The 13,917-nt window shown below is 54.5% G+C and carries 13 protein-coding genes and 1 pseudogene; 11 read left to right on the top strand and 3 right to left on the bottom strand.

The window, feature by feature from the left end:
- Positions 1-205: 205 nt before the first annotated feature.
- A pseudogene (locus tag JMJ04_RS42200) lies at positions 206-1,221 on the bottom strand (glycoside hydrolase family 3 protein).
- A 525-nt stretch (positions 1,222-1,746) separates the two neighbouring features.
- Here JMJ04_RS42200 and JMJ04_RS42195 point away from each other — a divergent pair.
- From JMJ04_RS42195 to JMJ04_RS42165, 7 genes are all read left to right on the top strand, one after another.
- Positions 1,747-2,052 (top strand): amidohydrolase family protein, encoded by a 306-nt coding sequence (locus JMJ04_RS42195; RefSeq protein ID WP_201376401.1) that lies wholly within the window; start codon positions 1,747-1,749, stop codon positions 2,050-2,052.
- On the top strand, positions 2,049-2,624 hold the full coding sequence (locus tag JMJ04_RS42190; RefSeq protein ID WP_201376400.1) for an amidohydrolase family protein: 576 nt from the start codon (positions 2,049-2,051) through the stop codon (positions 2,622-2,624). Before JMJ04_RS42195 ends, JMJ04_RS42190 begins: the two co-directional genes overlap by 4 nt.
- A 287-nt stretch (positions 2,625-2,911) precedes the next feature.
- Positions 2,912-3,331: a hypothetical protein gene (locus JMJ04_RS42185; protein WP_201376399.1), complete on the top strand. Its 420-nt coding sequence runs from the start codon at positions 2,912-2,914 to the stop codon at positions 3,329-3,331.
- Entirely contained in the window at positions 3,328-3,801 is a 474-nt protein-coding gene (locus JMJ04_RS42180) for a hypothetical protein (RefSeq protein ID WP_201376398.1), read from the top strand. Before JMJ04_RS42185 ends, JMJ04_RS42180 begins: the two co-directional genes overlap by 4 nt.
- A gap of 431 nt (positions 3,802-4,232) precedes the next feature.
- Complete coding sequence (locus JMJ04_RS42175; RefSeq protein ID WP_201376397.1) at positions 4,233-5,027, top strand: ABC transporter permease; 795 nt, start codon at positions 4,233-4,235, stop codon at positions 5,025-5,027.
- Positions 5,028-5,045: 18 nt separating this feature from the next.
- Positions 5,046-5,864 carry an ABC transporter permease gene (locus JMJ04_RS42170; RefSeq protein ID WP_201376396.1) on the top strand — a complete coding sequence of 273 codons (819 nt, stop codon included), beginning with the start codon at positions 5,046-5,048 and terminating at the stop codon, positions 5,862-5,864.
- Positions 5,865-5,989: 125 nt separating this feature from the next.
- Positions 5,990-7,039, top strand: a complete 1,050-nt coding sequence (locus JMJ04_RS42165; protein WP_201376395.1) for an ABC transporter ATP-binding protein — start codon at positions 5,990-5,992, stop codon at positions 7,037-7,039.
- A 74-nt stretch (positions 7,040-7,113) separates the two neighbouring features.
- On the opposite strand, the gene JMJ04_RS42160 is transcribed toward JMJ04_RS42165, so the two are convergent.
- Positions 7,114-8,034: a nucleotidyltransferase domain-containing protein gene (locus JMJ04_RS42160; RefSeq protein WP_201376394.1), complete on the bottom strand. Its 921-nt coding sequence runs from the start codon at positions 8,032-8,034 to the stop codon at positions 7,114-7,116.
- A gap of 610 nt (positions 8,035-8,644) precedes the next feature.
- Between JMJ04_RS42160 and JMJ04_RS42155 the strand changes: the two genes are divergently transcribed.
- Positions 8,645-9,301, top strand: a complete 657-nt coding sequence (locus JMJ04_RS42155) for a nucleotide exchange factor GrpE (protein ID WP_201376393.1) — start codon at positions 8,645-8,647, stop codon at positions 9,299-9,301.
- Between the two features lie 145 nt (positions 9,302-9,446).
- Positions 9,447-11,345, top strand: coding sequence for a molecular chaperone DnaK (gene dnaK, locus JMJ04_RS42150; protein WP_201376392.1), 1,899 nt, complete (start codon positions 9,447-9,449; stop codon positions 11,343-11,345).
- On the opposite strand, the gene JMJ04_RS42145 is transcribed toward dnaK, so the two are convergent.
- Positions 11,342-11,611, bottom strand: coding sequence for a hypothetical protein (locus tag JMJ04_RS42145; protein WP_201376391.1), 270 nt, complete (start codon positions 11,609-11,611; stop codon positions 11,342-11,344). The genes dnaK and JMJ04_RS42145 overlap by 4 nt on opposite strands.
- Positions 11,612-11,933: 322 nt before the next feature.
- Here JMJ04_RS42145 and JMJ04_RS42140 point away from each other — a divergent pair, with 322 nt between their 5' ends.
- Positions 11,934-12,788: a serine/threonine-protein kinase gene (locus JMJ04_RS42140; protein ID WP_201376390.1), complete on the top strand. Its 855-nt coding sequence runs from the start codon at positions 11,934-11,936 to the stop codon at positions 12,786-12,788.
- Positions 12,785-13,768 carry a WD40 repeat domain-containing protein gene (locus tag JMJ04_RS42135; RefSeq protein WP_201376389.1) on the top strand — a complete coding sequence of 328 codons (984 nt, stop codon included), beginning with the start codon at positions 12,785-12,787 and terminating at the stop codon, positions 13,766-13,768. The genes JMJ04_RS42140 and JMJ04_RS42135 overlap by 4 nt, the downstream gene beginning before the upstream one ends.
- Positions 13,769-13,917: the final 149 nt, after the last annotated feature.

Below are 13,917 nucleotides of genomic sequence, written 5' to 3'. Positions count from 1 at the left end.
CCTTCTACATGCGAAATCTACAGAAGAAAGCGGACAGCATTGTACAGATTGAAATTGTATCATACAAAGCCTGCCTTGTTGAGTGAAATATGCTATTTGTGCTATGAGGCTCTGAAAAAGAGCCTCATTCTCTGTGTTTGGGAATATAATGGGCCCTGGCAACCTCAGGTTGCCAGGGCCCATTATATTCCCAAACACAAGTAATTTACGCTTTGATGATGCCGTACTGCATCTTCATGAGGAGGATGCGCTGGAGGGACTCATCGATGCGCTTCTCAGTTAAGCGTCCATTCTGGATGGCGTCTTTGAAAGCCTGCACGACCTCTGCCACCTGGGAGGAGGTGTAGGGCCCCTCGATCAGGTCGTTGCCTGCAATAATCGAGAGCACGGCAGACTCGGCCAGGCCCCAGCGACTCAGCCCGCCCATATAGAGGCCATCAGTGATCACCACACCGTTATAGCCGAGCTGTTTGCGCAGGACGCCATCGATGGCCTTGGGCGAGAGTTCCGCTGGCAGATCGGGATCAATGGCCGTGGTGACCACATCGGTTGACATAATCATGGCGGGCTTCTGCGTCGCGATCAGTTTTTTATAGGGAGCCAGGTCGTACTTTTGGAGGGTATCCATGCTACTAGAGACGACGGGCAGAGTGTCGTGAGGATCGTCCGCACTTGTGAGCGATCCCAGACCGGGGAAATGTTTCAAGCAGCCAATAACGTTATTTTTCTGCAAGCCATTCAGAAAGGCCCCCGCGTAGGTCGCGACGGAGTTGCCATCTGTACCAAAAGTGCGCGAGGCCAGCAGTGGAGGTGTCGCCGTCTGCACATCGACGACGGGGGCAAGGTTCACATTAATGCCTACCTGTTGCATGTGGTTAGCATCTTCCTGTCCCGCCTCCAGGGCTTTGTTGGGATCTCCGGTGGCTGCCAGGTCCTCGGCGGAGGGGCATCACCAAACAGGGTGCTGAGTTTATTGACAACGCCGCCTTCCTGGTCGATAGCAATGAGCAAGGGAATCTTAGCGTCTTTGTTAGCTGCATCTGCGAATTGTTTAGCTCCGTCAATGGTGTTGGAGGGATATTCAAAGTTGTGATTTATCTGCTGATAGAGATAGCCGCCTACATGCTGTTGCCCTACCATATAGGGGAGAGCTGTGTTTGCATAGTCTGAGCCGAAATATTCGACGATGATGAGCTGGCCAATTTTTTCATCAAGAGACATACCCGAGATTAAGGCCTTCACTTTGCTGAGACGTTGCGCTTCAAGCGTGCTTTCATATGAGTTCTCGTTCCCTTTGGAGGCCGTAGTCTGGCTGCCTTGGGAGGATGTATTTGGTGAGTTACCGGTTGTCGTATCTGCGCAACTGGTAAGAAAGAGAAAGAGGCAGCAGATACAGGCAAGAAACGATTTTAAAATATGTTGATGGGTCAATTGTGTACGTTTTAGCGGGTAGTTTTGCATAGTAAATTAAAGCTCCAGCAAAAATACATCTGCGGTATCATATGATGATGGCATCATGCCATTCCCTACTTACCATAACGCAATATCCCCCCGTTTGTTTTCAAAAAAACCAGAGGTCCCATAAAGGAAGCAATAAGTCATTCGAGGTACACCAGAAAAGGCTGTATGACAAGCGAGAAGACGCTGACCGTTTGGACATGCCTCCTTCCCACGATACTATAATGAGAGTGCGTAGATGCACAATGTTGTGTGTCACTTAGGGTATAGATTATGAGGAGTTATGATATGCCACGCGCCGTTGATTTTCATGTCCACCTGCCGACTACGGAGTTTATGCAGGTGACGCTTGGCCCATATGCCAGGGCCGCTGAGAAATTCTTCCGCACCGAAGTCAAGCTTAAAGATATCGAGCAGATCGCCGCCGATTACGCCGAGTTAGATATGATCGGTGTGCTGCTGGCCTGGGACGCCGAGACCGCGACTGGCCTGCCCCCACTGGGCAATGACTATATTGCCGAGATTGTGAAGCGTTACCCGCAGCAATTTATTGGCTTTGCCAGCGTCGATCCCCATAAGGAAAGGCTGCTGTGAAAGAGATAGAGCGCGCCGTGAAAGATCTTGGGCTAGGTGGTGCTAAATTCCATCCAGGCGTTCAGGCCTTCTATCCCAATGATCCGCAATTCTATCCATTAATGGAGAAGATTCAGGAACTGGGCATCCCGGCGCTCTTTCATACCGGCACCAATGGCCTGGGAGCTGGCACGCCCGGTGGCATGGGCATCAAACTTGACTATACACGCCCGATCTATCTGGATGCCCTGGCGGCTGACTTCCCCAGCTTGACGATTATTGGTGCCCACCCTTCCTGGCCCTGGCATGAGGAGATGCTAGCGACCATGCAACATAAGACAAACGTCTTTAACGACCTTTCCGGATGGTCGCCCAAACGCATCCCCGAGGTATTGTTGCGCGAGGCTGCGACGCGGATGCAGGATCGCTTTCTATTTGGCTCCGACTATCCCTTTATCACCCCCCAGCGCTGGCTGCGCGACTTCGAGGCCTTTGACTATTTTACGCCCGAGGCACGCGAAAAGCTGATGTGGCGCAATGCGCAGAAGCTCCTGGCCCATACCTCCGTGGCACAGATGAACTTCTCTGGCTAGCCCTATGCTTTCCAGCTCTCTTCTAGCCCTTTTCTCGGCTCGCTGCACGAGCCTCGAAGTAAAGGGGTGTGGGTAGGAAACGGCTTTTGCCGTTTTCTACCCACACCCCTTTACCCCTGAGCGCCGCAGGCGCGAAGGCTCTATAGAGAAGAAGGAAGCCTCCCGATGTGGTCGAGAAATGGAAAGCCTGGCCAAAAGCCTGAAAATATTGACATGGATGTATTTGCTTCCTATACTGTGGAAGGCGAGACTCGCTAAAGCGGACAAACACGAAGAGGGGATAGGCCATGTCGTTTACTCAAGATGAGCTACAAGCATTTACTACCATTCTCGATCAACGGCTGAGCGCGCATCGACGCGAGATGGAGCGCTCGCTGGATAGCCGCTTTGCGACCTTGCGCCGCGAGTTTGAGCAGCGCCTCTCCTCACTCAACCAGGAACTTTTACGTACTATTCCTCGTCGCTTGAATGAGCAGCATGCGCGCACGCTGGAGGGGCTGAGTCAGATCGTCTCTTCCGGACAGGAGCATGCGGACCAGGCTCTGGCGCGCCACGTGGAACAGCGCGAGGATCGCCAACAGGGACAATTTCAACACACCATGGAGAACGCCCTGGCGGCCCAACTGCTGGCCATCGAGGAGCTAATCAAGCAACATACCCAGAGTGACTTTGCGACCTTTGGGGGGGCGCTACCGAACTGGAGTTGAGTTCCGAGTATGACTCGATAGAGCTACAGACCGAGATTCCCTGGGATGATATGGCAGCCGCCTTTGACAGGGTGCTGGAACAGCGCCTGAGCATCCTTGATGATTCTATGCAAGGCATGCTCAAAGAGGTCCAGAACTACCTGGCGGTCCAGATGCAGAGCCTGCATGTGGATCTCATGCAGCAACAGCCTGCCTTTGCCAGTAATATTACCAACATCGAAGAAATACTCAGCAGTATCCAGCAATTGGAGCATATTATTGAATCCATGCAGGTGGCGATGAACGCCAATCACGCCTTGCTCTCGAATCGTATCTATCATCACCAGCAACTCCCCCTTGAGCGCGCGCACCCCAATAATCACTCCGCGCGCCCCTCCGCGTTATCCGCCAACGGCAAAAAAACGCCCTTCCCTCTCCTCCTGGAGCAGGAAGAACCTGCCGAGGAAGAGGCCCCTTCTACCCAAGAATGAGTCGCGCCTTCGGCGCTTACATAAAAGGGGTGTAGGCGTGATGGTGGGCAGTCGCCCGCCATCACGCCTACACCCCTTTTGCAAAGGCGAGCTTGCGAGCCGAGAGGGAAGAACATAGGTGACTTTGGCACGAAGGGCAAAGGACTTGCTAAGCTCTAGTGGCTGATGCTATAATAGTGCTCCTTCGCGTGAAGATGACGCTCTCTTTGGCGCGTAGGGGTTTTCCGGTACTTGTTTTTCTTCCTTACGGGTTGGTTGTGAGCCATCCCGGTTTTGTTGTGTCCCCGATAATTTCCTTTCCACATCTTCTTCATCGACCTGGCCTTGTCCGGGCACCTGGTTTGCATGCACGCAAGCCATGTTTTGTCATAGTCCTTTCATCAGAGTAGGGCATTTTGTGCTCTTTCTGGCTGTCCTTTGCAAGGAGTGATATGTTCCCTTTTTATGTTGAGGTGGCGTTGACCGCATTTCGCCGCCAATTAATCTATCGCTGGGCCAATATTTCGGGCCTGGTTACCAACATTTTCTTCTGTACCCTGTTTAGCTATATCATCCTCGCGCTCTATCACGCGCGACCGGCGGTCCCTGGCTACAGCGTTCAGGATAGCCTGCGCTATACCTGGCTCTTACAATCCTTCCTTATGGTCATTTCACCATTCGGTTGGATGGACCTGATGATGACGATTCGCACCGGGGAGGTCGTGTCGGATCTAAGCAAGCCCTGCGACTTCTGCTGGTACTGGTTTAGCCGCGAGGTGGGGCGTAGCCTCTTCTTCCTGCTCTTTCGTGGGCTGCCCATTTACGTGGCGGGCATGTTTCTGTTTCATATAGGCGCGCCTATCTCCTGGACGAACTGGGGCACGCTTCTTTTGATGTTGCCGCCCGCCATTCTGTTGGGGGTGGCCTATCGCTTTCTCTATAACATCTTTGCCTTCTGGATTCTTGAAGGGCGAGCCATGGTCACGATGTCCGTGGTTATCTCGCAGTTTTTTACCGGGTCCTATGTGCCGGTCTACTTCTTCCCTGGCTGGTTGCGAAGCTTCACGGTCTGGTTGCCGTTCAATGGCTTTATGAACGCGCCCGCGCTGGCCTTTCTGGGCAAGATGACGCTGACCGACTTCTGGTTTGAGTTTGTGCGCCAGCTTGGCTGGCTGCTGGTCCTGATCCTGATCGCGCGTGCCGTGACCACCATCGCGACGCGTCGTGTGGTATCTCAGGGCGGTTAAGAGAGGAGTGTTCATACGATGCTATCGACATTTCTGGCCGATCTGCGCCTCTACCGCTACCTGGTGAGCATGCAGATCAAGGCTCAGTTTCAGTACAAGGTTAATCTATTGCTGGATATTGGCTCGTACCTGGCGGTGACCGGGTTGGAGTTTTTTGCGCTCCTGCTTTTCTTCTTTGCCTTCCCCGATATGCTGGGCTGGAAGGTGGGCGAGGTGGCCTTTCTCAGCTCGGTGATCAATTTGAGCTTTGGCGTGGCCGAGCTGGTGGGCGCGGGTATTGATAATTTCCCTGAGACGATTCGTAAGGGCGAGTTTGACCGGGTGCTGCTACGTCCAACGGGAGTATTTCTCCAGATTGTGGGCAGCGATTTTCGCCTGCGCCGCCTGGGGCGTATCTCGCTCGGGGTGCTATCGATGGGCTACTCCCTGACGCTTCTGCCCCAGCTCCACTGGACCTGGATCAAGATGCTTTTACTCCCAGTTGGCATTGTCAGTACCGCGCTCATTTTTGTGGCGATTCTGCTGCTTGGCGCGACCATCTGTTTCTGGACCATCGAGGCAGTGGAGATCACCAATGTGCTCTCCTATGGGGGGCGTGAGATGCTGAGCTATCCGCTCACGGCGTATAACGCCTTGATGCAGCGCTTCTTTCTCTTTATTGTGCCTCTGGCCTTTGGCTCGTATATCCCGGTCTGCTACATTCTTGAGCGGCCCCTGCCCTTTGGCCTTCCGCTGTGGCTGGCCTTTTGTGCGCCTGTCCTGGCGCTGGCCTTTGCCGCTGTCTGTGTGCTGGCCTGGCGCTTTGGCGTTCGTCAATATCAAAGCACTGGCAACTAAATAGCGTATTTGTAGGGTCCATGCTGGCATGGACTCCGAGCGAAGCGATCTCCTCGCGTCGGAGTGTCAACCTGCGGGCCTCCAGTCCATGCCAGCATGGACCCTACAACTGAAAGGAGTACATTATGTCAGCAATCATTGAAGTTGAGCAGATGACGAAGACCTTTCGCCTGGCCCGGCGCCGGCCTGGAGTGTTGGGTGGAATACGCAGTATCGTCAATCCAGAGCTGCGCCTGGTGAACGCGGTCCAGGATATCTCGCTGCGTGTTGAGCGCGGGGAGATGCTTGGCCTGGTGGGTCCCAACGGGGCGGGGAAAAGCACATCGATTAAAATGATGACGGGCATCCTGACGCCCAGCGGTGGCACTCTACGCGTGGCGGGCCTGGAACCTATTCGCCAGCGGCGCGAACTGGCCTCACGGATCGGCGTGGTCTTTGGGCAGCGAACCCAGCTCTGGTGGGATCTGCCCCTTATCGACTCGCTGCGCCTCCTGCGCCACCTCTATCAGGTGCCGGAGGAGCGCCACCGCGCGAATCTGGAGCAGCTGCGCGAGACACTCGACTTAAACGAGTTTATTGATACGCCTGTGCGCCAGCTCTCGCTGGGCCAGCGGATGCGTGGAGATATCGCGGCCGCGCTCCTGCATGATCCGGAGCTACTCTATCTGGATGAGCCTACCATCGGCCTGGACGTTGTAGCCAAGGCTCGTATCCGCGAGTTCTTGCTGCAACTGAATGCCGAGCGGAAGACCACGGTTTTGCTGACGACTCATGATATGGATGACGTCGAGACGCTCTGTCCTCGCATGGTCATTATCGATCACGGTCGTAAGCTTTACGATGGTTCGGTAGCAGACATTCGAGAGCGCTTCGGCGGCGAGCGTACGCTGATCGCGGTCCTTGATCCCGCTGAGCTGGACCAACTTGCCCGTGACGAACAGGACCAGGTCGTGCTGCCAACTCTCCCACCTGGTGTATGCCTGGTGCGAGCTGAGGGGCCGCGTGTCTGGCTCAGCTTTGCGCGCGATGCTCTGCCCGCGCATGAGCTGGTGGCCTGGTTGGGCGGGCGGCATCGCCTGCGCGATGTCACCTTCCAGGAGCCAGAGATCGAGGATGTGATTCGCCGTATCTACGAAGAGGACCTGCTCTTGCAAGAACAGGGCGTGACAGTCTAGAGAGGCATATCATATGGTCCATGTCAGCATGGACCATATGATATGCCTGATGAAAGTTCAGCGGAGTGCTGCCTCTACCTCGGCATCGTGCAGGGGAAGCGTTGTTGGAATTCGCGTGTACGTTGCTTCAGTGCCTCCGGTCCGGCCTGTAATTCGGTCAAGATGAACTGCTTATACTGGCGCATAAAGTGCTGCTCAAAGCCCTGTACGAGCTGGCAAATTCCTCGTAACTGTTGGCGCTCCTGGGGGCTGGTGGGGAGCAGGTAGTGCCAGCGCTGGCGACAGAGGGTATAGAGACTCTCTAACAATGTTCCCCACTCGTCATCGATATGTTGCCGGTAGGTGAGGTGGCAGTCACGTTTGCGCGCTACGTATTCTCTGGCTTGAAAGGCCAGCAGCGCCGTCGCGGCCCATCCCGTGGTGCGGAGCAGGTTGCGTGTGCAGGGGACCTCGCTCCCATCCGCGAGCGTGACGGTGCGATTCATATAGCCAAAGAATTCATCGCTCCAGTTGGGGTAGTCCAGGTTCAGGCAGGGCTCCCTCGAGTAGACGTGGGTGAGTAGATAATAGACGGCGTGCATGCGCTCATGCGCCCACTCCTCGATAGGCATCAGCGGATAGCGCGCGCAAATATCCTCGCCAAAGAGATGCTGCCCGGCTAGCTTGAGATTGGGTTCGATGCCCCTGATGCTGAAGGTCTCTTCTTCGGTGAGGGAGATATCGAATTCGAGTTGCCGGCGTTTCGCGCGCGTCATAAACTCGTCTCGCAACTGTTCCGCGAGCTGGCGCTCCTCTGTATTGCGAAAGCGCTCACGGAAGATAATATCGAGGTCTACATCGCTTGTTTGTACATCGCTCTCATCGGCATAGCTCCCTGTAAGGTAGTATGCGGCGATGCGCTCGGGAAAGGAAGACTCATAACGTTCAACAAGCTGTTGCAGAGCCTGATCTATCTGTGTATGGTTGGTTGAGTGGCTAAGTGTAAAGTGAGGCACGTTACTCCTCTCTCTTCAAGAGACTTTTCTCCCCGTCTCATTGTGGTGAGACGGAGCTTTGTTGTAAAAGACTTTTACATTCGCAAGAGATGCAAGATAAGCGCCATTGGTATTTGTAAAGATGTAGATGCACTTTTAGAAGTGTACCTCAATGAAATGAGTGTTGGCAACAATCCTCAATTAAATAAAATAGCCCTTTTAAGCGCTCTCAGCGTATGCATTCCTAACCCCCAATGCATGTCCAATAGTGAATTACGGGTTTGCAGACCAGAACATTTAGATGTTTTATTTGTGTTACTACTGGCAATAATTTATAGAGAAATTTTCCTTTTCATGCTATCTTTCGTATGATGGCGCGAACTGGATAACAGTAGGGTTATAAGCAATATTGATCAGCCAATTGATGCAGGTCTTAGTCTGAGGAACTATAAAGGCGATCATTGTTGCCCTCTTGTTTTCAATGCATCGTCGTGACGCAAGTTCCCTCTCATAAGACCCTCAATGACAAAAGCTACATGCAGTGTTCACGATAGCTTTTTCATAGCTCGTTGTTTTGTACGATGCTGCTGATACGCGTAAAAAACAGTGCTTAACAGAAGAGGGTTATATTATGCAGTCAAACAACCCGGAACAACAGAAGGCCACAACTGGCACCACGACAGCCACTCAGGCAGCACAACATGGTCAACCAGAGCAACAGCAGACTCCGCCTGAAGCGACGACAGCCATCCAGTCAGTTCCCCCGAGCGAAGCGGTACAGGAAGAGCAACGCAAAGCGGAAGAATACCTGGATCAACTGCGTAGAACTCAGGCGGAGTTCGTCAATTATCGCCGCCGCATGGGTAAGGAACAGCTTGAGGGACGCATCACAGCCCAGAGCAGCCTACTCTATCACCTGTTGCCTGTCCTCGATGATCTTGAGCTGGCGTTGCGTTCGGCACCAGCGGAGATGTGTCCGCATTCCTGGGTGCAGGGTTTGTTTTTGGTCGCGCGCAGACTTGAGTCAATGCTTGACCAACTGGGTGTGCAACGTGTTGGTGCCATCGGCGAACAATTCAACCCACGCTGGCATGAGGCCATCACGACCGAGACCCGTGCAGATGCACCAGAAGGAACTATTCTTGATGTACTTCAACAAGGGTACATTATCGAAGAGCACGTCATTCGCTCAGCCAGGGTGAGTGTCGCGGGTGTCTCTCCTCAGAGCGAAACGCCCACGGCGCAAGAAAAGACTGATCCTGACAACAGGCAAACGCAAGCCGAATGAGCTGCGGAAACGCCTCATAGGAGTCGAGGGTGCCAGGTAAAGAAGCAGACTCTGGCATTCGACAGTCCACGTGAGCAAGCCATATACGTGCTCGGGCTCCTTGTCGAGAGGAGCCGTGGACATACTACGAGAGAGAGGGGCAACAATGGCAAAGGTACTCGGTATAGACCTGGGAACAACAAACTCAGTCATGTCAATTATGGAGGCGGGTGAACCCACCGTCATTGAGAACAGGGAGGGCGGGCGGATTACACCCTCTATCGTTGCGATTACAAAGAATGGCGAGCGCCTGGTGGGCCAGGTCGCCAAACGCCAGGCCGTGACCAACCCAGAAAATACCGTCTTCTCCATTAAGCGTCTCATGGGGCGTAGGTTCGATGATCCCGAGGTACAGCGTACGATAAAAATGGTTCCCTACAAGATTACAGGCGCTGCGAATGGTGATGTCCGCGTCGTGATGGGAGGGCGTGAGTATAGTCCGCCAGAAATTTCGGCCATGATCCTCCAAAAGCTGAAAGTCGATGCGGAAGACAAATTGGGGGAGCGCATTACGCAGGCCGTCATCACTGTCCCCGCCTACTTCAACGACTCACAGCGCCAGGCCACGAAAGACGCGGGTACCATCGCAGGACTTGAAGTCTTACGCATCATTAATGAGCCAACCGCGGCCTCACTTGCCTATGGGCTGGACAAGAAGCATGACGAGCTGATTGGCGTCTATGACCTTGGTGGTGGCACCTTTGATATCTCCGTCCTGCAACTGGGGGAGGGTGTCATTGAAGTCAAGGCCACCAATGGCGATACACACCTGGGTGGCGACGACTTTGACCAGCGGATTGTGGATTGGCTTGCTGACGAGTTTCGCAAGGATCAGGGCATTGATTTACGCAACGATCGCATGGCGCTGCAACGCCTAAAAGAAGCAGCTGAGCGAGCCAAGATCGAGCTCTCCTCATCGACCCAGACCGAGATTAACCTCCCCTTTATCACGGCTGATCCCAGTGGGCCAAGGCACCTTGTGATGACACTTACACGTGCCAAGCTAGAGCAACTGGTGGGTGACCTGATCGAGCGCACGCGCGGCCCAGTCATGCGTGCCTTGGAGGATGCGCAGGTCAAGCCAAGCGACGTCAACGAGGATGTGCTGGTAGGTGGACAAACTCGTATGCCAGCCGTAGTTGAGTTTGTCAAAAACATTTTCGGCAAGGACCCGCACAAGGGCGTTAATCCCGATGAGGTGGTCGCCATTGGCGCGGCTATCCAGGGAGGTGTGCTGGGAGGCGAGGTTAAGGATGTCTTGCTCCTGGATGTCACCCCGCTCTCACTTGGCGTCGAGACATTGGGTGGAGTGACAACCAAGCTCATTGAGCGCAATACGACCATTCCTACACGCAAGAGCGAGACCTTCAGCACAGCCGAGGATAATCAATCGGCGGTAGATGTCCATGTACTCCAGGGTGAACGTGAGCTGGCGCGCGATAACAAGAGCCTGGGACATTTCCGCCTGGAGGGTATCAGTCCCGCGCCGCGTGGCATGCCACAAATCGAAGTCACCTTCGATATTGACGCAAACGGCATTCTCAACGTGACCGCGCGCGACAAGGCCACGGGCCGTGAGCAAAAGATCACCATTACCGCCTCCAGTGGTCTCTCGCAAAATGATGTTGACCGCATGGTGCGTGAAGCGGAGCAGCACGCTCAGGAAGATCGCCAGCGCCGCCAGGAGATCGAGATACGCAACAATGCCTCCAGTGTAGCCTACCAGGCAGAACGGATTCTCCGAGAGAACACTGAGAAACTCTCACCCGATGTGCGCAGTGAAGCGGAGAATCGAATCAAAGCCGTACGTGACGCGCTGACCGGGAGTGATACAGCGCGTGTGCAGAGCACCATGGCTGAATTGGAGAGCACCGCTCAGCGTATGCAGCAGGAAATCGCCAGCTATACAGGCGCTCCTGCTGGCAGCCAAGCCACTGAAGCGAGAGCACAGGCCGGTTCTAGTAGCGAACCGGGAACCATCGAAGGCGAATACCGCGAACTCTAACTACTCGCGACGCAGCAGACAGTAGCTAAACTCCAGCTTACCTGGCTGCTCATTCGGCCTTGTGCGTGCGAGGAAGGGCAAGCCACATCCCGGATGTGGCTTGCCCTTACGCTACCCTTCGGAGGGAATGGCATTGTAGCGCTGGCGAGCGCTTCCAGGTGGGGGCGCAGGTGGGTGGCTTGTCCTGGATCGATCACCAACGGAGCAATAAAGATGCAGAGACGTGTCGTGAGCGGGATGCTTTTAAGTTCCTGCTGCTTCGTCATTCTGGCTATTGGTGCTTGATTGGTAGGATCACATCCCCAAAATAGGCTAGGTGATTATAGCCTCTTTTGTGAATACCTCTTCATGCTGCACAAGAGAACGTTGTTCGCCCTTGAGCTTATCCGGTACTTGCGCAGCAGGCGTAAATGCGCCGTTGGTGCTTCAGATTGTATCAAGATGTGCGTTGCGCAATTGCCTTATGGGGATGACGGTGAGGCTCTTTTTAAGGGAGCGAGCAGGCTTTGCATTGACGTGAAAAAGCAACTTCTCTATAATCAGTTACATGGATATTTAGGATTACATCGCCCCCAAAGGACTTATTTCATGCTGTATCGTGCGGGACAACAGATAGGCCACTATCGTTTAACCCATATTGTCGGGGAGGGACCGCATGCTCAGGTATTTGTTGCAGAGCATCTTCCTTCTCAAGCGCCTGTGGCTATCAAAATGTTACGGGCGCGCCTTGCTCAGGAAGAAATTGAAAAATTCTCGCGTTCGGCTCGCCGAATCGCGAACCTGAGCCATCCCCATATTATGCGTGTGCGTGATTATGGTGTCGAATGGAATGTTCCCTACCTGGTCATGGAGGTTGCCCTCAATGGGAGTTTGCGTCGTCGCCATCCCGAAGGGACGCGCCTCTCCGCGCAACGCATTCTGGCGTATGCCAGGCAGATTTCTGAGGCCTTGCACTATGCACATAGCGAAAACTATCTGCACCAGTTTATTAAGCCAGAGAATATGCTGCTTGATAAGCAAGGCAATGTACTGTTGAGTGACTTCTTTCTTCCTCTGGGAATATTTACGGCTCGTTCCCCAGAGAACTCGCTCTACATGGCCCCCGAGCAATATCAGGGCGTGGCTCGTCAGACCAGTGACCAGTATGCCTTAGGACTGATCATTTATGAATGGTTTACGGGTGAGCGTCCGATTTATGATCCGCTTAGCACGCGCCTGTTTCAGTATGGCTCGCTGTTGCCTCCATTGCGGGCGAAGGTCCCCAGCGTGTCGACCGAAGTTGAGCAGGTGGTCATGACCGCGCTGGCGCGGGAGCCACACCAGCGTTTCAAAAGCATGCAAGCCTTCGCGAATGCGCTTGAAGAGGCGTTTCGTGCGCGTCCTTCCTCTGGGCCGCTGCGCTCCTTCCCGCAGCGAGTGGCGGTTGCCCCGCTGGCCAGATGACTACCCCTTTATCTCCCCTCTCGATGCCAGATGGTGTTGCCGTAGATGTGCCGGAAGCTCCGGCAGAGGTGAAGGCGGCGGGAAGAGTAATCTGGACGGCGCGCGCGAACCATGGAGCAGTTCGGAGTCTTTCCTGGTCTTATGATGGGCGCCGGCTTGTCTCGGGCGGGAATGATATGCAGGCTCGCGTCTGGGACGCCTCTACGGGAAAGGTTCTCCTCTCCTACGGTGGGCACCGGACGGGTGTGCATACCGTGGCCTGGTCACCCAGAGGGCTATTGATTGCCTCGGCGGGCTATGATCCGCAGGTTCATGTGTGGAGCGCGACCAGGGGTGCTATCATGCATACCTTCCAGGCGCATACGCAACCGGTGAAGGCCCTGGCCTGGTCCTCCGATGGCCAGCGCCTTGCCTCGGTGGATGGACCAGATGGCATGGTCCGTGTCTGGGACGCCATGTCGGGAACGCAGCACGCGACCTTTAAACCTCAGGATAAAGATGTAGCCGCGCTTACCTGGTCTCCTGATGGCACCTGTGTCGCCGTGGCCAGCGAGGATGGGGGTGTACAGATCTGGCATGTCAACACCCCACGGCATCATGGGCGCATCTTTAGCGACCCCTCGTTTGCTAGTGTGCAGGCCCTGGCCTGGGCGCCTGGGAATAGCTATATGGCTTCAGGCGGAGAGGAGCAGGTTATTCACTACTGGAATACCAACACGGGCCGGGATAAACTGCTCTTCAGTGGACACACGCAGAAGATTCTCTCGCTCTCCTGGTCACACGATGGCAAGCTCCTGGCCTCTTCGAGCGCCGATGGGAGCGTGCGTATCTGGGATGTGCGCACAGGAGCCTGTGTCTTTGCTTACAGTAGTAAGCACCCTCCTGTGCACGTGGTGGCCTGGTCGCCAGGTGGTTCGCTGCTGGCCTGTGGCGATGCCGATGGGTCTATTCAGGTCTGGCAGATTCAGTTTCCCGCTTAGGTTTCTCTTTATTTCGAGAGGGGGCGCGACATAAGATCCATGTCGCGCCCCCTCTCTTTATGTGTGGAAAAACTGTTTGTTTGCAGAATGGTTTATGGGTGCGGTAAGCTGAGAGGGTGGCGTCACTGTAGCGGTCCCGTTGTGCGTAT

The sequence above is a fragment of the Ktedonobacter robiniae genome, assembly GCF_016587375.1.
GTDB classification, from domain to species: domain Bacteria; phylum Chloroflexota; class Ktedonobacteria; order Ktedonobacterales; family Ktedonobacteraceae; genus Ktedonobacter; species Ktedonobacter robiniae.
The sequence above is the reverse complement of the archived record's forward strand: the minus strand, read 5'-3'. Positions and strand labels throughout refer to the sequence as shown.